The sequence below is a fragment of the Crenobacter oryzisoli genome (assembly GCF_030385785.1).
Lineage (GTDB): Bacteria > Pseudomonadota > Gammaproteobacteria > Burkholderiales > Chromobacteriaceae > Crenobacter_A > Crenobacter_A oryzisoli.
The window spans coordinates 15,852-34,685 of the sequence record NZ_JAUEDK010000029.1; the positions used below are offsets into that span (position 1 = coordinate 15,852).

Annotated in this window: 15 protein-coding genes; 8 read left to right on the forward strand and 7 right to left on the reverse strand. The window is 60.8% G+C overall.

The window, feature by feature from the left end; all coding sequences use genetic code 11:
• Positions 1-122: 122 nt before the first annotated feature.
• Positions 123-953, reverse strand: a complete 831-nt coding sequence (locus QU481_RS15310) for an SDR family oxidoreductase (protein ID WP_289830934.1) — start codon at positions 951-953, stop codon at positions 123-125.
• A gap of 393 nt (positions 954-1,346) precedes the next feature.
• Here QU481_RS15310 and QU481_RS15315 point away from each other — a divergent pair, with 393 nt between their 5' ends.
• The 5 genes from QU481_RS15315 to QU481_RS15335 all read left to right on the forward strand — a co-directional run bounded on the left by QU481_RS15315 (position 1,347) and on the right by QU481_RS15335 (position 6,951).
• On the forward strand, positions 1,347-2,327 hold the full coding sequence (locus tag QU481_RS15315; protein WP_289830935.1) for a TerC family protein: 981 nt from the start codon (positions 1,347-1,349) through the stop codon (positions 2,325-2,327).
• A 301-nt stretch (positions 2,328-2,628) separates the two neighbouring features.
• The gene (locus QU481_RS15320; protein WP_289830936.1) at positions 2,629-2,859 is read left to right on the forward strand and encodes an exodeoxyribonuclease VII small subunit; all 231 of its coding nucleotides are present in this window, start codon (positions 2,629-2,631) and stop codon (positions 2,857-2,859) included.
• Positions 2,852-3,748 (forward strand): polyprenyl synthetase family protein, encoded by an 897-nt coding sequence (locus QU481_RS15325; RefSeq protein ID WP_435382739.1) that lies wholly within the window; start codon positions 2,852-2,854, stop codon positions 3,746-3,748. The genes QU481_RS15320 and QU481_RS15325 overlap by 8 nt, the downstream gene beginning before the upstream one ends.
• Before the next feature lie 13 nt (positions 3,749-3,761).
• Entirely contained in the window at positions 3,762-5,615 is a 1,854-nt protein-coding gene (gene dxs / locus QU481_RS15330; protein WP_289830937.1) for a 1-deoxy-D-xylulose-5-phosphate synthase, read from the forward strand.
• Between the two features lie 22 nt (positions 5,616-5,637).
• Complete coding sequence (locus QU481_RS15335) at positions 5,638-6,951, forward strand: MgtC/SapB family protein (protein ID WP_289830938.1); 1,314 nt, start codon at positions 5,638-5,640, stop codon at positions 6,949-6,951.
• Between the two features lie 378 nt (positions 6,952-7,329).
• Here QU481_RS15335 and QU481_RS15340 read toward each other — a convergent pair whose 3' ends face one another.
• The gene (locus QU481_RS15340) at positions 7,330-8,121 is read right to left on the reverse strand and encodes an alpha/beta fold hydrolase (RefSeq protein WP_289830939.1); all 792 of its coding nucleotides are present in this window, start codon (positions 8,119-8,121) and stop codon (positions 7,330-7,332) included.
• 224 nt (positions 8,122-8,345) lie between these two features.
• On the opposite strand from QU481_RS15340, the gene dsbD reads away from it, so the two are divergent.
• Complete coding sequence (dsbD, locus tag QU481_RS15345) at positions 8,346-10,124, forward strand: protein-disulfide reductase DsbD (protein ID WP_289830940.1); 1,779 nt, start codon at positions 8,346-8,348, stop codon at positions 10,122-10,124.
• Positions 10,125-10,749: 625 nt separating this feature from the next.
• On the forward strand, positions 10,750-11,808 hold the full coding sequence (locus QU481_RS15350) for a midas domain-containing protein (protein WP_289830941.1): 1,059 nt from the start codon (positions 10,750-10,752) through the stop codon (positions 11,806-11,808).
• Positions 11,809-12,325: 517 nt separating this feature from the next.
• Here QU481_RS15350 and QU481_RS15355 read toward each other — a convergent pair.
• Entirely contained in the window at positions 12,326-13,471 is a 1,146-nt protein-coding gene (locus tag QU481_RS15355; RefSeq protein WP_289830942.1) for an acyl-CoA dehydrogenase family protein, read from the reverse strand.
• Positions 13,472-13,481: 10 nt separating this feature from the next.
• Positions 13,482-14,678: an acetyl-CoA C-acyltransferase gene (locus QU481_RS15360; RefSeq protein ID WP_289830943.1), complete on the reverse strand. Its 1,197-nt coding sequence runs from the start codon at positions 14,676-14,678 to the stop codon at positions 13,482-13,484.
• A 244-nt stretch (positions 14,679-14,922) separates the two neighbouring features.
• On the opposite strand from QU481_RS15360, the gene QU481_RS15365 reads away from it, so the two are divergent.
• Entirely contained in the window at positions 14,923-16,053 is a 1,131-nt protein-coding gene (locus tag QU481_RS15365; protein WP_289830944.1) for an enoyl-CoA hydratase/isomerase family protein, read from the forward strand.
• Positions 16,054-16,242: 189 nt separating this feature from the next.
• Here the strand turns inward: QU481_RS15365 and QU481_RS15370 are convergent, their stop codons facing one another.
• The 3 genes from QU481_RS15370 to QU481_RS15380 all read right to left on the reverse strand — a co-directional run bounded on the left by QU481_RS15370 (position 16,243) and on the right by QU481_RS15380 (position 18,698).
• Positions 16,243-16,935 carry a hypothetical protein gene (locus QU481_RS15370; RefSeq protein ID WP_289830945.1) on the reverse strand — a complete coding sequence of 231 codons (693 nt, stop codon included), beginning with the start codon at positions 16,933-16,935 and terminating at the stop codon, positions 16,243-16,245.
• A gap of 191 nt (positions 16,936-17,126) precedes the next feature.
• Positions 17,127-17,867 (reverse strand): competence/damage-inducible protein A, encoded by a 741-nt coding sequence (locus QU481_RS15375; RefSeq protein WP_289830946.1) that lies wholly within the window; start codon positions 17,865-17,867, stop codon positions 17,127-17,129.
• 222 nt (positions 17,868-18,089) lie between these two features.
• Positions 18,090-18,698 (reverse strand): YdcF family protein, encoded by a 609-nt coding sequence (locus tag QU481_RS15380; protein WP_289830947.1) that lies wholly within the window; start codon positions 18,696-18,698, stop codon positions 18,090-18,092.
• Between the last annotated feature and the right edge of the window lie 136 nt (positions 18,699-18,834).

Below are 18,834 nucleotides of genomic sequence, written 5' to 3' on the forward strand. Positions count from 1 at the left end.
CTCTGCCGCGCGCCGTCGAGATCACCGGCTCGCAGCCCCGGTTACCCGACCTTCCTTGCGCCACTGAAAGGCTGCGCTAAGAAAAGCCCGACACAATCATGGGGGCGGACCAGGAGGAAGGCTCAGACCGCGCGGCGCAGTACGGCATCAAGGGTCAGGCTCGGCAGCAGCCGTTTCAGGTACCAGAACAACTTGGTTGGCGTGGTGACGCGGTAGCGCGCCGCCGGGCGGGCCGATTCCAGCGCCTTGATGCAGACGGCGAGGCAAGCCTCCGGCCCGAGCGTGAACGGGGCAGCGTCGCCCTCCTTCTTCAGCCGTTCCAGCTGTTTTTGGTAAAGCTCGTGATGCACGCTGTGTTCGATATCGACGTTGGCGAGGAATTTCTCCAGCGCGTTCGGGCGGAAGCGGCTGCGGATCGGGCCGGGCTCGATCAACGACACATGGATGCCGCTGCCGAACAGCTCTTGGCGCAGCGTGTCGCACAGGCCTTCCATCGCGTACTTGCTGGCGTTGTAGGCTCCGCGCCACTTCATCGCGGCGAAGCCGAGGATGGAGCTGTTAAAGACGATCCGGCCGTGCCCCTGAGCGCGCATCAGCGGCAGCACCTTGTTGGTCAGCTCCCAGGCACCGAACAGATTGGTCTCGAACTGGGCGCGCATCGCGGCGCGGGGAATGTCCTCGGCGGCGCCGGGTTGGCCGAAGCCGGCGTTGTTGAACAGCGCGTCGAGCCGACCGCCGGTGCGCGCGATCACTTCGCCGAGCGCAGCGTCGATGCTGGCGCTGTCGTCAACATCGAGCTGCAGTGCCTCCAGGCCGGCGGCGGCAAGGCGCGCCACGTCGGCCGGCTTGCGACAAGTGGCGAACACCCGCCAGCCACGCTTGGCGAGGCCCAGCGCCACGCACTCGCCGATGCCGCTGGAGCAGCCGGTGATCAAAATGGTTTTTTGCGTCACGCGATAAACCCTGTGAGAAAGGATGTCGTCAATCGAAATGGAGGCCCGCACCCTAACATCGTCGGGCTTGGCTTGAAAACCGTCGCCCCGATACTGCGGAGGGGGCAAATGAAACATGGGCCCGAGCCGCATCGGCAACCTAGGCCGACCCCGTCTATGACGTAAGAAGACGGTCCGGCTCGCAATGAGAGCCTGTTCACGATCTTTTTACGGACTGCGCAGGCTTGGCACCTACCGGCGCATCGCGTTGTCGTTCGTCCCTGACAGGGAATGACACGGCGGAGGACTTTCTCCTAGCACTGCATCCGGCAGAGGCCAGCCGCAGCCACAAAAAGATCGTGAACAGACTCCAACAGGCGCCATGCGCGCATCATCAACCGGAAAGAGATAATAATGCAGGAATCCTTGCCGTCCGTAGGTAGCCCTCTGTTCTACGGCGTGTTCTTCATCGCCGTGTTGGTCATGCTGGCGATTGACATCGTCGCTCTCAACAAGAAGGGCTCGTACAAGGTCAGCGCCAAAGAGGCGCTTGGCTGGTCATTCGTGTGGGTAGCCGTATCAGTCGCGTTCGCCGGCTGGCTGTACTGGAAGCTCGCTGGCGATCCGAGCTACGGCCCGGCGGTGGCCGAGGACAAGGCGCTGGAGTTCTTCACCGGCTACGTGATCGAAAAGGCGCTGGCGGTCGACAACATCTTCGTGTTCCTGATGATCTTCGCCTTCTTCAAGGTGCCAGTGGAATACCAGCGCCGCGTCCTGCTGTACGGCGTATTCGGCGCCATCGTGCTGCGCGCCATGATGGTCGGCATCGGCTCGGTGCTGGTGGCCGAGTTTGCGTGGATCCTCTACGTGTTCGGCGCCTTCCTGATCTTCACCGGTATCAAGATGATGCTGCCGGAGAAGGACAAAGAAGCCAACCTGAACGACAACGCAATCTTGCGCTTTGTGCGCCACAACCTGCGTGTCAGCGACGAACTGCACGGCGAGCGCTTCTTCATAATGAAGGACGGTCTACGCTACGCCACGCCGATGTTCCTGGTATTGGTGATGATCGAACTCTCGGACGTGATCTTCGCCGTGGACAGTATCCCGGCGATCTTCGCGGTGACCACGGACCCGTTCATCGTGCTCACCTCGAATATCTTCGCCATTCTCGGCCTGCGCGCGATGTACTTCCTGCTGGCCGACGTGGCAGACCGTTTCCACCTGCTCAAATATGGCCTCGCGATCGTTCTGACCTTCATCGGCGTAAAGATGCTGGTCATAAAGCTTGTCCATATCCCGGTGACGATTTCTCTCGGCGTGGTGTTCGCAGTAATCGTCGGTTCGGTAATTGCGTCCTTGCTGCGCCCTAAAAAGGCAGCACCACAGTCGTAAGCCTTTGTTAACAGGACACTTACGACCTAAAAAACAAAAAACTAACAAAGATAAAACATCGAAAAAAACAGCATGTTGAATGGCTAAATATACATATTGAGCGTCTTTTCAGAGCAAAATCGCCTTAACTCATAGGATCATGAATAAATTCCAAGACCCTGTCATGAGTAGGGTCGAAACCGTGTAGACCAGTTTGTTAACGCTTTTTTCGCTCTCTGGCAGGCATCACGCAAAACGCCTAGAATGGCCGCAAGCGCCTAAAATAGCCGCCATTAAATATTGCAAGACACAAGGACACCCCATGGCCAAAGCGCCGAAGGCCCCCGCCAGTTTCGAGACCGCCCTCTCCCAGCTGGAAGAACTGATCCAGGCAATGGAGAGCGGTGACATGCCGCTGGAGGCCGCGCTTGCCTCATACAAGCAAGGCATTGAGCTAATCAAGCTCTGCCAAGGCAAGCTCGCCGATGCCGAGCAGCAGTTGAAGATGCTGGAAAACGACGAACTCAAACCACTGGATCTGCCAAATGTCTGATACCGCCTTCATCGGCTGGATGACTGGCATCCAGCAACGCATGGAAACCGCGCTGGCCGCCGTGCTGCCTGCCAGCCACATCGCTCCCGAATCGCTGCACGACGCGATGCGCTATGTCACGCTCGAGGGCGGCAAGCGGGTGCGTCCGCTGTTGGCATTCGCCGCCGGCGAACTGGTTGGTGCCGATTCGACCAACGTCGAGCGCGCCGCCTGTGCGATCGAGATGATCCACGTCTATTCGCTGGTGCACGACGACATGCCGTGCATGGACGACGATGTGCTGCGCCGAGGCAAGCCCACCTGCCATGTCGCTTACGACGAAGCCACCGCACTGTTGGTCGGCGATGCTTTGCAGACGCTGGCGTTCGAACAGCTATCTTTGCCGATGGACGGTGTCGCCGCCTCCGCGCAACTGCAGATGGTGCGAAAGCTGGCAGAAGCGGCCGGCCACGGCGGCATGGCTGGTGGCCAAGCGATTGACCTGGCCAGCGTCGGCAAACAACTGACGCTAGCCGAACTCGAATACATGCACCTCTTGAAGACCGGCGCACTGATCCGCGCCTCGGTCTGGCTGGGAGCGCTAGCTGGCCGTGCGCTGTCTAATGAAGAAGCGGAACGACTCGACCAGTTCGCCAAGCGTATTGGCCTGGCGTTCCAGGTGGTCGACGATGTGCTCGACTGCGAGGCCGACACCGCTACGCTAGGCAAGACCGCCGGCAAGGATGCCGCCAACAACAAGCCCACCTACGTCAGCCTGATGGGCCTGGCCGAAGCCAAGCGCTTCGCCCGCGAGCTGCGCGACGAAGCCTTCGCCGCGCTCGAGCCGTTCGGCCCGGCCGCCGATCGTCTGAAGGCACTAGCCGACTATATCGTCGCCCGCTCGTTCTAAGGTCGAAATATTTATGCACCCACTACTCGACACCATCGTCTACCCGGCCGACCTGCGTGCGCTCGACCGCAAGCAGCTACCGCAACTGGCGAACGAACTGCGAGACTTCCTGGTCGAGTCGGTCAGCAAGACCGGCGGCCACTTCGCGTCCAACCTCGGCAGCATCGAGCTGACGATTGCGCTGCACTATGTGTTCAACACACCGGACGACCGCCTCGTGTGGGACGTCGGTCACCAGACCTACCCGCACAAGATTCTGACTGGTCGCCGCGAACGCATGGGCACGATGCGCCAGAAGGGCGGCCTGGCCGGCTTCCCCAAGCGCGAGGAGTCCGAGTATGACACTTTTGGTGTCGGTCACTCGTCCACCAGCATCGGCGCCGCGCTCGGCATGGCCTGTGCAGCCAAGGCGCAGGGACTAGACCGTCATGCGGTCGCGATCATCGGCGACGGCGCACTGACCGCCGGCCAGGCATTCGAAGCGCTGAACAACGCCGGGGCAATGGACGTCGACCTATTGGTCATCCTCAACGACAATGAGATGTCGATCTCGCCGAACGTCGGTGCGCTGACCAACTACCTGTCGCAGATCCTGTCGAGCCGCTTCTATAACGCGGTGCGCGACGGCACCAGCAAGGCGCTAGGTATCCTGCCCCCGGTGCGCGACATCGCCGGCAAGGTCGAGGAGCACATGCGCGGCATGCTGACCGGCGGCACGCTGTTCGAAGAGTTCGGCTTCAACTACATCGGCCCGATCGATGGTCACGACCTCGACGCGCTGGTCAGCACCCTGAAGAACATCAAGACGCTGAAGGGCCCGCAGTTCCTGCACGTGGTCACCAAGAAGGGCCAAGGCTACAAGCTGGCCGAAAACGACCCGGTCGCCTACCACGGCGTGTCGAAGTTCGACCCGGCCAACGGTCTGGCCGCAGGCAAAGCGGGCGGCAAACCGGCCTACACCCAGGTGTTCGGCGACTGGCTGTGCGACATGGCCAAGATCGACCCGCGCCTCGTCGGCATCACCCCTGCGATGCGCGAGGGCTCCGGCCTGGTTCGCTTCGAGAAGGAACATCCGGACCGCTACTTCGACGTCGGCATCGCCGAGCAGCACTCGGTGACCTTCGCCGCCGGCCTCGCCTGCGACGGCATGAAGCCGGTGGTGGCGATCTATTCGACCTTCCTGCAGCGCGCCTATGACCAGCTGATCCACGACGTGGCGATCCAGAACCTGCCGGTGATGTTCGCGATTGACCGGGCCGGCCTGGTCGGCGCCGACGGCCCGACCCACGCCGGGGCGTTCGACATCAGCTATCTGCGCTGCATCCCGAATATGATCGTTGCGGCCCCGTCCGACGAGAACGAGTGCCGCCAGTTGCTCTACACCGCCTATCAGCACCACGGCCCCAGCGCAGTGCGCTATCCGCGCGGCACCGGTCCGGGTGCGGTGATCGAGCCACAAATGACCGCGCTGCCGTTGGGCCGCGGGTTGATCCGCCGTGAGGGTGCGAAGAAACAGGTCGCCATCCTTGCCTTCGGCAGCATGGTGACACCGGCGCTGACCGCGGCCGAGGCGTTCGACGCCACCGTGGCCGACATGCGGTGGGTCAAGCCGCTCGACGAGGAGCTGGTAGCGCAACTGACCGATCACTACGAACTTTTGGTCACCGTGGAAGAGAACGCCATCATGGGCGGCGCTGGATCGGCGGTATTGGAATATCTGGAGCGCACCGGTCGCCAGGTGCCAGTATTGCAGCTGGGGCTGTCGGACGTCTTCGGTGAACACGGTGACCCGGCGCTCTTGCTGGCCGATGCAGGCCTGAACGCCCCAGGAATTGAAGCCTCGATCCGTGCTAGGCTGAATCGATAAGATTCCCTGCTCGGAGGCCGCAATGCACGGCGTGGACCTGGCAACGTTTTTCAACTTGCAGGGCACGCCGTTCGCGTTTCTACCGCGCTTCGCGGTGGCGTTGTCGATCGGCCTGTTGATCGGCGTCGAGCGCGAACGAAAGCGCCATGCGCTCGCCGGCATCCGCACCTTTCCGCTGGCCGCGCTGTTCGGCTGCCTGACTGGCATGCTGGCCGAACAGACCGGCGCCCCTCTTCTTCCCCCCATTGGTCTACTGACGATCGCCGCATTCGGTTTCCTGCCCCACAGTCATATCCCCAACGAAGGCGATCCCGCCGTCCCGGTCTCCGAGCCGCACACGACCACCCTGATCGCACTATTGGTCACCTATTCGCTAGGTCTGCTGATCTGGCACGGAGGCTCCTCGCTGGCAGTGGCGCTCGGCGTGGCGACCGCCGCCCTGCTCTACCTCAAGCCGGAGTTGACCGGCCTGCTCCAGAAACTCGCCCGCCACGACTTCCTGTCGCTGCTGCAGTTTGTCGCACTGTCGTTCATCGTGCTGCCCATCCTACCCAACCGCAGCTTCGGCCCTTACCACGCGTTCAACCCCTATATCGTGTGGCTGATGGTCGTGCTGATCGTCGGCGTCAGCCTGTCCGGCTACCTGCTGGTGCGGCTGCTCGGCGAGCGGGCCAGCGGACCGCTGCTCGGCATACTCGGCGGCCTTGCTTCCAGCACCGCCACCAGCCTCGTCTACTCGCGCGAGGTGCGCACCAACCCGGCCAGTGCACCGTTCGCCAAGCTGGTGATCTTGTTCGCCAACCTGATCCTGTTCGCACGGCTGATCGTCCTGGCACTGCTCGTGGTGCCGGGAGCGGCACGACCAATCGCTCTGATGATGCTTCCCGGCCTGGTCATCGGGCTTCTCGCCATGCTGCCGCGCTGGGCACATCAGCGCCACGCCAACGCCGAACAGCCAGCGATGGCGCTTTCCAACCCCACCGAGCTGAAACTGGCGTTCGGCTTTGCCACCATCTTCGCAGTGGTGATGTTCTGTGCCGCGTGGCTCAACACCGAGTTCGGCAATAAGGGAGTCTACGCAGTGGCACTGATTTCCGGCCTCTATGAGCTGGACGCGATCTCGTTGACCGTCCTCAACCTGTTCAGCGACCAGCGCATCGGCGCAGCGGCAATGCTGACCGCGCTGGCGCTGGCGGTGATGGCCAATACGGCCCTCAAGTTAGGGGTGATTCTGACCATAGGCGGGGTACCTCTGGCGCGACAGTGCCTACCAACGCTTGCCGCCTCACTGCTTGGCATGGGCATTGGGGGCTGGCTGGCACTGCAGACCCTATGACCGCAGCCATTCCCGACAGTTTTTATCAACTATTTTGCGGGCGCCAGGCTTGCTCTTACTCATTCCCCGTGGCCATGGCGCATGAAAGGCACCTCCAGCCACCCTGCGTATGGAGGATCGAGCACGGCAAGCACCGAGGCTGAGCCGGCAGCGTCGACAAAATCAAGGCGACCCACGGGTCGCCCTTGCCATGTCTGCCGAAACTGCCCTGGGCCCGTTCATGATCTTGCTGTGCGCTCCTGATCGGACCCTAGGCGCTAGGTGTGCAACGCCGTTGATTCGTTCAGCGATAAGAAATCTCGTTGGACAACACACGCCGGGATTCTGTACCGACCTGCACCCAGCAGAGCATTTCTCGACCAGATTAGGAACTGCGGTTCAGCGCGCCAACGCCGGGAGCAACTCAAGGATCTTGCGCGCGGTTTCCTGCGGATGCTCCATCGGAAACAGGTGGGTACCGCGCTGCTGCAGTACATTCATGCCGAAGTGGCGTTGCATATAGCGCAGGTCCGCCGGCTTGACCACATTACTGTGGGTACCGGCGACAAACGCCGCCGGCACCTTGAGCCGACCCCTGTAGCGCGGAAAATTGTGTGGCAGGTGACGGAAGATCGCATGCTCGACTGCCGGACGGAATTTCAAGAGCCGCTGCCCCCGCCCGTCGTCGACGGTACCGAACTCGGCGTAGTCGCTCAAGCAGTCCGGGTCCCAACTGGCGAATATCGGCTTGCGGCCGAAATAATCACGTACTTCGGCAACACTGCCCCAGCCATCACGACGGCGGGCCGCCTTGCCACCTGGCGTCATCCGGTCTATCAGACCGAACTTCTTCGACAACCAGATACCACGCGAGCGCAACGGCCCCATCAGTGGAGAATCGAGGATCACCAGGCCTCGGAACAACTCTGGCCGCCGAACCGCAGCAAAGAACAACAGAAAGCCGCCGAGCGAATGGCCGACGCCGATCACTGGCTTCGTATAGTGGCTCTCGATATAGTCGATGGTTTCGTCGACCAGATGTGGCCAGCAGTCGGTCACCGGAAAACGTGGATTGTGGCCGAGCAGATCCATGTAGCCGACCTCATGTTCGCTCGCCAACGCGGCGAGCATCTTGCGATACACACCGGCTGGAAAACTGTTGGCGTGCGCGAAATGTATCGTTTCCCGCATGATGTGTTAGTCCCCCTTCGTGATTATGAGTGCAACCACACCTTTCGGTCGGTCGTTTGTTTGATTTGTCGGACACACTACCGCCCTCCGATCGGGGCGCAATGGTCATGCTGAATGTCAGATTTGCCGCCATTGCCCGACAATGATAGCGTGAACTCGGCGAGGGAACCCGCAGGCACCTCAGCGGTCTATTTTCTTGATAGTACAGATACACTGGAACAATCTTGTCATCACAGTATCCATTCCGACTGTGGCGTGGTCTTTGCGCCGTGCTGCTGATGCTGGCCCCGCTATTTGCACACGCGGTGTCACCAGACGATTTGCTGCCGCCGGACAAGGCGTTCGCTGCCAGCGTCAAGCAGACTGGCCAGCAGTTGACCGTGCGCTTCAAGATTGCCGACGGCTACTACTTGTACCGCGACCGCATGTCGTTCGTGAGCCAGCCCGCCGACCTCGTTGGCAAGCCGGACTTCCCGAACGGTCAAGAGAAGCATGATGCTTTCTTCGGCAAGCAGACCATCTTCAAGCACGAGGCGGTGATTACGCTACCCGTCAAGGCTGGCGCGCCCTCCCATTTCGCCCTTAAAGCCGTCTACCAGGGCTGTGCCGAAGTCGGCGTGTGCTATCCGCCGCAGACCCACCTACTCGAGGTCGGAACCACCGGCAAGATCAACCCGCTCGAATGGCTGGAGGGCAGCAACCGCGCCAATGCCCCACCGGCAACCGAAGCAGCGACCACGCTGTCGCGCATGTCGATCGGCGCAACACTCGGTACATTCTTTGTTGCTGGCCTCGCGCTAGCGTTCACCGCCTGCATGTACCCGCTGCTGCCCATCCTGTCATCGCTGATCGCAGGGCATGGCCAAACGCTGACCCGCCGTCGGGGCTTCCTGCTCGCACTTGCCTATGTACAGGGCCTGGCGCTGAGCTATACCGCCGTCGGCGTCACCGCAGGGATGACCGGCGCACTGCTCACCGTCTGGCTGCAGCAGCCTGCAGTGATTCTGTCGGCGGCAGCACTGATGGTGGTATTCGCGTTGGCGATGTTCGACGTGTTCTCGATCCAGCTGCCGGCTACCTTGCAGTCACGCCTAGCCGACGTCAGCAACCGCCTGCCTGGCGGGCATTACGTGACGGTGTTCGCAATGGGTGCGCTGTCGGCACTGATCATCGGCCCCTGTGTCGCACCGCCGCTCGCCTTGGCACTCGGCTATATCGGCAGCACCGGCGACGCGCTGCTTGGCGGCTTGGCACTGTATGTAATGGCACTTGGCCTCGGCCTGCCACTACTCGTGGTCGGCATCTTCGGCGGAACCGTGCTGCCGCGTGCAGGCAGCTGGATGAAGACAATCAAGTCAGGCTTCGGCGTGGTCATGTTGGCGCTGGCGATCTATCTTGCCAGCCCCTTCCTGCCAGCCTGGCTGGCAATGCTCGGCTGGGCGGCACTGTCGATCGGTTGCGCAGTGTTCCTGAAGGTATTCGAATCGCTGAACGGCAATGCCACCGCTTGGCACAAGCTTGGCAAGGCGCTGGGTGTGCTTCTACTGTTGGCTGGCGTGGGGCAGCTCACCGGTGCACTGTCCGGCAGCACCGACCCCCGTCAACCGTTGAAGGGGTTGTTCGCTGGCTCATCGGCCGCCTCCACCGAGGCGTTGTCGTTCCAAACGGTCCGCAGTATCGCTGAGCTTGACGCTGCAATCGCCGCGAGCGCCGGCAAGCCGGTGCTGCTCGATGTCTATGCTGACTGGTGCGTATCGTGCAAGGAGCTGGAAACCGACACCTTCACCAACCCGCAAGTCGCGGCGAAGCTACGCACCATGACGCTACTGCGCACCGACGTCACCGCCAACAGCGCCGCCGACCAGATACTACTGAAGCGCTTCGGTCTGTTCGGCCCGCCTGGGCTGATTCTGTTCGGCGTCGACGGCAAGGAAGCGCACCGCGTCATCGGCTTCGTGCCGGCCAAGTCTCTCCTGGCCACGCTCAACAGGATCGCGGCGTAATAACTGCCGACAACGGATTTCACAAGGTTGGCCGAACGATGCGGCCAACCTTGCCCATCACACCGCCTTCCCCTCCTCCAGCGCCCGCACGATCAGCATCTTCTGAATGCCCTCGTAGATCTGCGCTACAACATCCTCCACTGCACGGCAAATGGACAGTGGTGCGGCAACACTGATTCTCGCGAAAGTAATGCGACCGCAGGCCAATTAGAGAGACTCCGGCGCCATTTCGACACAACAAACTGCCGAGGCGTTGGCCAACCATAACCTGGTCTGTCAGCTCGCGCCAGCCTACCTCTTAATGCCTTACTGCGATAAGTAGAAAACCAACAATTCTACAATTTGCAATATCCGCAAAATTTCACCTCACCCAACCCGCCACATCCCATCAAAAAACATTCATATCCCATTTTCAACGGGAGGTATTTGCATTAAATCCGGGAAATGATTGCCGCTTTGCCTAATAGGCATATCCCCCCTTAGTTGTTAACTGGCTAAAATTCTGCAGCAGAAGACAATAAAATTAACAAAATCCAATCGTTAATTTAATCAAAAAGCAGATTTATCGATCGAGGGCGGCCTATGATAAAGATCATCAAAGTCCCAATCGGGGCTGGAGATTATTATGAAACACCACCAGATACGCACCTATATTATTGGCGCCATGCTCACGGCGGCAAGTGGTTCGCCTGCGTGGGCACTCGACATGAATACTGCCAGTATTAAAGACCTGATGGACGCTGGCGTTAGCCGGGCCGATGCCCAAAAAATTGTTTCACTTCAGCATGAGCAAAGTGAATTTAAAAAATCAGCAGCATCGATGAACGAAAGAGTTGCTAAAGATAACGACCCTGACCAAATGCACATGGCACGACCAGACAATGAAAAAGTCGACCACCCGAAGATGGCCGATGATAACGATGCACATCATGTAATAAGTAACAAACATGACGTGGACGGCAATGATCAAAAAGCCGATGCCGACAATGCTCACCGACAGGTGCGTGATGCCGACGATTCCCGCCATGTGATGGGTGATAAACGAGACGTGGATGACCATCGAAAAGCCGATGCTGACGCTGATCATCGACAGGCACGTGATGCCGACGAGTCCCGCCATGTGATGGGCGATAAACGAGACGTGGATGACCATCAAAAAGCCGATGCCGACGCTGATCACCGACAGGCGCGTGATGCCGACGAGTCCCATCATATGATGGGCGACAAGCGCGATTCGGACAGCCATCTAAAAGCTGACGTCGATGATGCCCATAGGCAGGTGGGTGAGCTCAAGGATGACCTGAAGGGCGACCTGAAGGGCTTGTCTAAGGATGTTCATGGCCTTGTTGACCGTGACGACCAACAGAAACATGCTGTCACGGGGACTGCGCCGACAACTAGCGTAAACGGCAGCGGCACGACCAGCAATACGAATACCAGCGTAAACACTGGGGCCAGCGTCAATGCCGGCGCCAAAACCACTGGGGCAAATACGAGCGCCAGTGCCAACAGCGGTGCCAAATCTGCAGCCGCGGCTAGCGAAAACGGTGCCGGTGCCAACACCAGTGCTGCAACAAGTACTCACAGCAGTGTCAAAGCGAACGCCAAAGCCGCAGCCGTTTCTGGAGCTGCCAAGGTCGGTGCCAAGGCAAGTGCCAAGGGTAGCGCAGGCTCGCAGAAATAAATAAACTGGGTGGGATAGATATTACAAGGGCAACTGCCTATCTCGCTCTTTCAATAAAAAGCCTAGACAGAATTCATGTTGGCTGTAGATGACAAATTTTTATTTTTAAAAACAAGATGCGACCAACTTTGGAATAAATCGCCCTGAAAGGGGAGCTCTACTTTTCAATACAGTAGACGCCTGAAAGGGATAGACTTCAATAACTTAAAACCCCCACCACTTCGGTGGTGATTTTTTTGCAGTCGAAAACAGAAGATGGGGCACTGTGGACGGCGATAAAGGCACCCAACTCTGCCCCCCAGAAACACGACTGCACTTTGAGATATTGACTAGCGAAAGTTAGAGCCGCTAGCAAATCCCTGTAGAGCCATCATGGCAAAGCGCCCTGTCGCCGAAACGAGGCGAAACCGAAGTCATGCCAAGCAACAGAACAGCAGAGCAATAACGTCAGGAGGGATTTTTTTAGCGGCTCTTGATCCCTTATAAGTTGGCCGAACAATTCGGCCAACCCTAACCCTCACAGCATTTTCCCCTCCCCCAGCGCCCGCGCGATCAGCATCTTCTGGATGTCACTGGTGCCCTCGTAGATCTGCGCCACCCGCACATCGCGGTAGATCTTTTCGATGCCGTAATCAGCGAGATAGCCGTAACCGCCCAAGGTCTGCAGCGCAGCCGACACTACCGCTTCAGCCATTTCCGATGCGAACAGCTTGGCCATCGCCGCCTCGGTCAGGCACGGCAGGCCGGTGTCTCGCAGGCCGGCCGCGTGCCACAGCAACTGCCGCGCCGCTTCGAGCCGGGTCGCGGCATCGGCGAGCCGAAAACCCACCGCCTGATGATGGATGATCGCTTGGCCAAAGCTCTTGCGCTCACCGGCATAGCGGGTGGCGATCGCCAGCGCCGCGCGCGCCATGCCTATGCACTGGGCGGCGATACCGATGCGGCCCGACTCCAGGTTCGCCAGCGCGATCTTGTAGCCCTCTCCCTCGGCGCCGAGCCGGTGGCTCGCCGGCACCCGCACGCCATCGAATGCCAGCTGGCAGGTATCGGACGCATGCTGGCCCATCTTGTCCTCGGTCCGCACCACCCGGAAGCCCGGCGTGTCAGTCGGCACCAGAAAGGCCGAGATGCCCTTCTTGCCGGCGGCCGGGTCAGTGACCGCGAATACGATGGCGAGCTTGGCATGCTTGCCGTTGGTGATGAACTGCTTCACCCCGTCGATCACATAATCGCCACCATCACGCCGCGCCTTGCAACGCAGCGCCGCCGCGTCCGAACCGGCCTCAGGCTCGCTCAGGCAGAACGCCGACAGCCACTGTCCGCTCGCGATCGGCCGCAGGAAGGTGTCCTTCTGCCAGTCGTTGCCGAAACGCTCAATCGGCCCGCAGCCCACCGAGTTGATCACCGAGATGATCGTCGACAGCGCACCGTCACCGGCGGCGATCTCCTCGATCACCGCCGCCGCGGTCAGCGTGTCGAGGCCCGCACCGCCCCATTTCGGCGCCACGGTCAGACCGAAGCAGCCAAGCTCGGCCAGGCCCTGCAGCGCCTCTCGCGGGAAGACATGGTCGCGGTCCCACTGTGCCGCGTGCGGCACGACTTGATCGGTCACGAAGCGGCGCACCGCATCGCGGATCTGTTCCTGTTCTGTGCTCAGTCGCATCGCCCGGCCCTCACAGCAACTCGACCGCCAGCGCGGTCGCTTCCCCGCCGCCGATGCACAAACTGGCGACGCCGCGACGCAGGCCGTACTGCTGCAGCGCCGACAGCAGCGTCACCACGATGCGTGCGCCCGAAGCGCCGATCGGGTGGCCGAGTGCGCAGGCGCCGCCGTGCACGTTGACGCGGTCGTGCGGCAGCGAGAGCTCGCGCATCGCCGCCATCGTCACCACCGCGAACGCCTCGTTGATCTCGTACAGGTCGACGTCCTGAGCAGCCCAACCGACCTTGTCGAGCAGCTTGCCGATCGCGCTGACCGGTGCGGTGGTGAACCAGTCCGGCGCCTGCGCGTGGGTAGCGTGGCCGACGATGCGCGCCAGCGGCGTCAGCCCCTGCGCGCGCGCGTCCGACTCGCGCATCAGCACCAGCGCCGCCGCGCCGTCGGAGATCGAGCTCGAGTTAGCGGCAGTGACGGTACCGTCGCGCTGAAACGCCGGTTTCAGCGTCGGGATCTTGTCCGGCTTGGCCGATAGCGGCTGCTCGTCGGTATCGACCTGCAGGCTTTCGCCCTTGCGCCCGGCCACCGTCACGGGCGCAATCTCGGCGACGAACCTGCCGCCCTCAATCGCCGCCTGTGCACGGCTGAGCGATGTCAGCGCGAACTCGTCCTGTTGTTGGCGGGTAAAGCCATAATGGCCGGCACAACGTTCAGCGAATACGCCCATCAGTGTGCCGGTCTCATACGCGTCCTCCAGGCCGTCGAGGAACATATGGTCCTTCAGTTCGCCGTGCCCCAGACGCAGCCCTCCGCGCGCCTTCGGGATCAGGTACGGTGCATTGCTCATGCTCTCCATGCCGCCGGCCACCACCCGGTCGGCCGTGCCGGCCACCAGGCGGTCGTGACCGAGGATCAGCGCCTCCATCCCCGAGCCGCACATCTTGTTGACGGTGGTCGCCGCCGCCGACACCGGCAGGCCACCCTTCAGCGCCGCTTGGCGTGCCGGAGCCTGACCCTGGCCCGCCGGCAGCACGCAGCCCATCAGCACCGTGTCGATGCTGTCAACCGCGACCTTGCTGCGCTCTAGCGCAGCGCGGATCGCAACTGCGCCGAGCTCGTTCGCGCTGCTGCCGGCCAAAGCGCCCTGAAAGCCCCCCATCGGCGTGCGCGCCATGCCGACCACTACCACATTGTCTTGTGCTACCTGCGTCATCGTGTCGTCTCCGTTTGCTTAGAACCGCCCAAAAAACGAAGCAAAACTACCCCGGCGTCGTTGTGCGGCCATGCCGTACTGCCTGTACTGCTGCTTCGCTGGGCTTTGTTAGCGACTCTTATTGCCACACCACAACCAGTTAACGTTTACGTTAACGTAATATTAGGCTGACAGTGAATCGTTACCAACGCACAATGAGAGGAAACATCGCGCCGAGTGCGCTCGTTACCACACTGGAGACAAGATGAGCGAAGCCCCTGTCCTGTTCGAAACCCGGCGATGTGCCAACGGCGCGCTAATCGGCATCGCCACGCTCAACAATCCGGCCGCTCTGAACGCGCTGAACCTCGCCATGATTCGCCTGCTCGACGCGCAGCTGGCCGAATGGGCGGCCGCTCCCGAGATCGCGCTGGTAGTGCTGCACGGCGCCGGCGACAAGGCGTTCTGCGCCGGCGGCGACGTGAAAGGCTTGCGTGCGGCACTACTCGCCGAGCCGGCTCCCGCGCCGCACCCGGCGGCGGTGACGTTCTTTACCGAGGAGTACCGACTGGACTACCGGCTGCATACCTATCCGAAGCCGCTACTGGTCTGGGGTAGCGGTATCGTGATGGGCGGCGGCATGGGACTGCTCCAGGGAGCGAGCATGCGGATCGTCACCGACACCAGCCATCTGGCAATGCCGGAGGTAAGCATCGGCCTGTATCCTGACGTGGGCGGCAGTTGGTTCCTGTCCCGGCTGCCCGGCCGACTAGGACGATTCCTCGCGCTCACCGGTGCATCGCTGAACGTGCACGACGCTCTACTGCTCGGTCTGGCCGATCGCGCACTACCCAACGGCAGCCTGCAGGCACTGCTGGATGCGCTTGGCACAGGCCATTGGCGGGCACATTCGACAGCAGATCAGGCTGAACTCGAGCGCCTCGTCGACCGCTTCGCCGCCGACCATCCGGTCTACCTGCCGGCATCGCCGATCGCCCACCACCAGCTGGCACTGCAGACGGCGCTCCAAGCAGGCAATATCCAAGACGTCGTGGCAAGGTTGATCGCACTAGGCGAGTCGTCAGACGACCCATGGCTGGCCCGTGCAGCCCAGACACTCGCCAATGGCTCGCCCAGCACTGCAGCAGTTAGCTGGACAATCCACCAACGACTGGCAACGGTGTCGCTTGCCGACGCATTCCGCGCCGAATTGGCGCTATCGGTCAACTTCTGCGCCCGCCCGGATTTCATCGAAGGCGTGCGGGCTAGGCTGGTCGACAAGGACCAGGCACCGCACTGGCAGCCGACGCTGCTGGCCGATGTAGATCAGGACTGGATCGAGGGTCATTTCGACGAGCATTGGACGACCGAAACACATCCATTGCGCGACCTTTAAGCCCTTCCGACAACAAAAAGGCGGCCACTGGCCGCCTCTTGTTTCTCCCAGACCTCAGTGATCCGACGACTCGGCCTCCATTATCGGAAGCTCCTGCGACGCAACAAAGTGCCTGTCACCAAGCAAGGTGCGTAGCGTACGGTAAGCATGAAACGCCACGCTGGCAACCAGTACAACGCTCAACGCCAGTTATAAGCACAGCGCCACCAGCCAACGCTGCTCCACCTCTTTGGCTTGCTGCACCGCCGCGGCGGTGCGTCCTTCGAATAACACGTAAAAATTGTCGAGTGGCCGCATAATCTGCGCCTTGTAGCGGTGGTACTGTGCGTCGTTCAACAGCCGGCGTGCCATTGCCCGATTGGGCGTACTACGACGGGTAAACTCGCCGTTGCCATCCTCGAAACGTCCTTTCACAGCATTGAGCGCTACCAGCTCAATGCGCATCAGCGCTTCGGACTTGGCCTGAGCTTCGTTCAGATGGGCAAACTCCTGCGGAGTAAAACCAATGCGCTGCATCAGCTGCCGCAGCGATACCGATGAGCCATCCGAGCGCGGCTTCGCCTCGCCGTCTGCGACGAAGTCCCAGTAGATGCGATGATAGGCCAGCGGCCGAGGCAGATCGCCGTTGCGGATAGCCGCAATGTCCCAATAAAGCTTTTCGAAACGCGGGTCACCGGTTTCTGCATAGGACCTGGCGAACCGCGTCATATCGTCCGAGCTGCGGCGCAACTCGTCAGCATAAAGATAGCTCTGCAGGCGCACGTCTTCGGCAGACTCCACCGCGGTGGCCGCGCTATACAGGCGCAAGCCGGTCATCCCCAGCAACAGCAACGTCGTCGCACCAACAGCGGCCAGTCTCAGGAAGATTCGTCGCAGGGTCATGCCTCACACCTTGAATACCCACTCACGCACACGCCATTATCTTCATCGAAAGCCATTCAGACTTGCAGTACCACAATGCCATCAATAACTTCAACGATTCGTCTTTTGCTACAAAAACAAGTCTCACCATAGAGACATAACCAAAGCACGCAACGGTTCGCTGACCAATTTATGGACAACGGATGATCGCCTTAAGCCAACGGATAACCACGCATTTCGAGCGCCTTGCTCAGCTCGCTCAGCGCTAGCTCAACCAGCCCCGGCGGCCCACTGAAACCGAACTCGATATGGCCCGGCACATCATCATGTGCAAACGATGGCAAGCTAGAGAAACGGAGGGACGGGTAACGGGCGACAAAATACTGCATCAGCTCGATCAGATCCCCCTCACGGGCTCCAACCGCCCTTAGCGAACGCTCTACGTCTGGCTGCTCGTTTTTCAACTGAGAGTAATGCGTGTCGAGCACCCACCCGACCATCGGCCAAGCCATTGAAGGAAAGCCCGGCACACAGTGCAGATCGCCATAGCTGAAGCCTGGAATCTGGTTGACTGGATTGGGAATGATACGGCTGCCGACGGGAAACTCGCCCATGTGGATCCGGTGTGGATAGGCCTCATCGCCAAAGCGCTCCTCAATCAACGAGCGGGCTTCCGGATGTAACGCCAGTTCGACTCTTGCCGCCGCGGCGACGGCTTGGCGAGTATGATCATCCGGCGTAGCCCCAATGCCACCAAAGCTGAACACCAACTCGTCGGACTGCAGCGCCCTACGCATCGCATCCTCGATGCGTGCGGGCACGTCCCCCAGGTACTCGGCCCACGCCAGTTTCATCCCGCGCTCGGCCAGGATCCGGATCAATGCGGCCAAATGCTTGTCCTGCCGCTTACCGGACAACAGCTCGTCGCCGATGATCAGTGCCCCTACATGCATATGCTTGCCCCTTGATGGTCGCCAATAAGGGCCGCTACCCCCTTGGCCTTGTTATGCGACCTTGCCCCATTAACTTGTGCTGTCTACGGCCGAACACCTAGCCAAAACAGCTTCGCTGAGCGTTGTTAGCGACTCTCTAAGTGTTCAGTCCCGGCATCGCTGCTTGGCCCTACACTGCGGCAGTTCGGTAAATGCTTTGCCAGGTTTCGTCAGCGACGCTGGTTAATGGTGCCTCAGCGCATAGTAGCCGATCCCGATCAGCTCACGCAGCGCCGAATGACATTCCTGCATCGCACGCCCCTGCGGCACCCACAACCGCGCCCCGGAGATTTCATAGCGCACGTAACCGGTTGGCGCGGGGGTCACCGCCAGGCCCTGTGCGGCAAACGCCGGCACGGCACGGGCCAGATGCCAGCTTTGCGATACCAGCGCAATCCGCCGCACCCCGTCGCGTCGCAGCAGTTCGGCCGATAGCCGGGCATTGTCAGCGGTGGTGTCCGCCCCCTCTTCGATCCAGCGTGGCCTGATGCCGAAATCGGAGTGCAGACTTTCAGCCATCACCCTTCCCTCCGGCGTACCGCCATTGGGCGCGCCACCGCTGACCAGCACTGGCTTACCGCTCACGCGCGCCAAGTGTGCTGCATAACGCAACCGGATCAGCGTATCCGCCACCGGCTCGTCATCGCCGTATTCAGGCGCCACCTTCTTGCCACCGCCGAGCACGACGATCGCGTCGACGTCGGCAAGTTTTGCCACAGGCAGTGGAGGGTAACGCTCGAGCAGCCCATTCAGCCATAGCGAAACGGCAGGCGTGGTAAAGAGATAGATCAACAGCAACCCAACACACAACAAGCCCCGGCCAACCTTGGCCCAACCACGCCGTACCAACCATAACCCGAGCACAGCCAACAGCAACAGGCTCAACGGGGGCAAAAAAACAGCCCCGACGAGCTGATGTACTAGCACG

Excerpts from the sequence above, each read along its gene's own strand:
- QU481_RS15365 (WP_289830944.1), top strand. The coding sequence starts at position 14,923 with ATGAGCGAAGCCCCTGTCCTGTTCGAAACCCGGCGATGTGCCAACGGC.
- QU481_RS15360 (WP_289830943.1), bottom strand. The coding sequence starts at position 14,678 with ATGACGCAGGTAGCACAAGACAATGTGGTAGTGGTCGGCATGGCGCGC.
- QU481_RS15340 (WP_289830939.1), bottom strand. The coding sequence starts at position 8,121 with ATGCGGGAAACGATACATTTCGCGCACGCCAACAGTTTTCCAGCCGGT.
- dxs (WP_289830937.1), top strand. The coding sequence starts at position 3,762 with ATGCACCCACTACTCGACACCATCGTCTACCCGGCCGACCTGCGTGCG.
- QU481_RS15325 (WP_435382739.1), top strand. The coding sequence starts at position 2,852 with ATGTCTGATACCGCCTTCATCGGCTGGATGACTGGCATCCAGCAACGC.
- QU481_RS15355 (WP_289830942.1), bottom strand. The coding sequence starts at position 13,471 with ATGCGACTGAGCACAGAACAGGAACAGATCCGCGATGCGGTGCGCCGC.
- QU481_RS15375 (WP_289830946.1), bottom strand. The coding sequence starts at position 17,867 with ATGCATGTAGGGGCACTGATCATCGGCGACGAGCTGTTGTCCGGTAAG.
- QU481_RS15315 (WP_289830935.1), top strand. The coding sequence starts at position 1,347 with ATGCAGGAATCCTTGCCGTCCGTAGGTAGCCCTCTGTTCTACGGCGTG.
- QU481_RS15370 (WP_289830945.1), bottom strand. The coding sequence starts at position 16,935 with ATGACCCTGCGACGAATCTTCCTGAGACTGGCCGCTGTTGGTGCGACG.
- QU481_RS15335 (WP_289830938.1), top strand. The coding sequence starts at position 5,638 with ATGCACGGCGTGGACCTGGCAACGTTTTTCAACTTGCAGGGCACGCCG.
- QU481_RS15320 (WP_289830936.1), top strand. The coding sequence starts at position 2,629 with ATGGCCAAAGCGCCGAAGGCCCCCGCCAGTTTCGAGACCGCCCTCTCC.
- QU481_RS15350 (WP_289830941.1), top strand. The coding sequence starts at position 10,750 with ATGAAACACCACCAGATACGCACCTATATTATTGGCGCCATGCTCACG.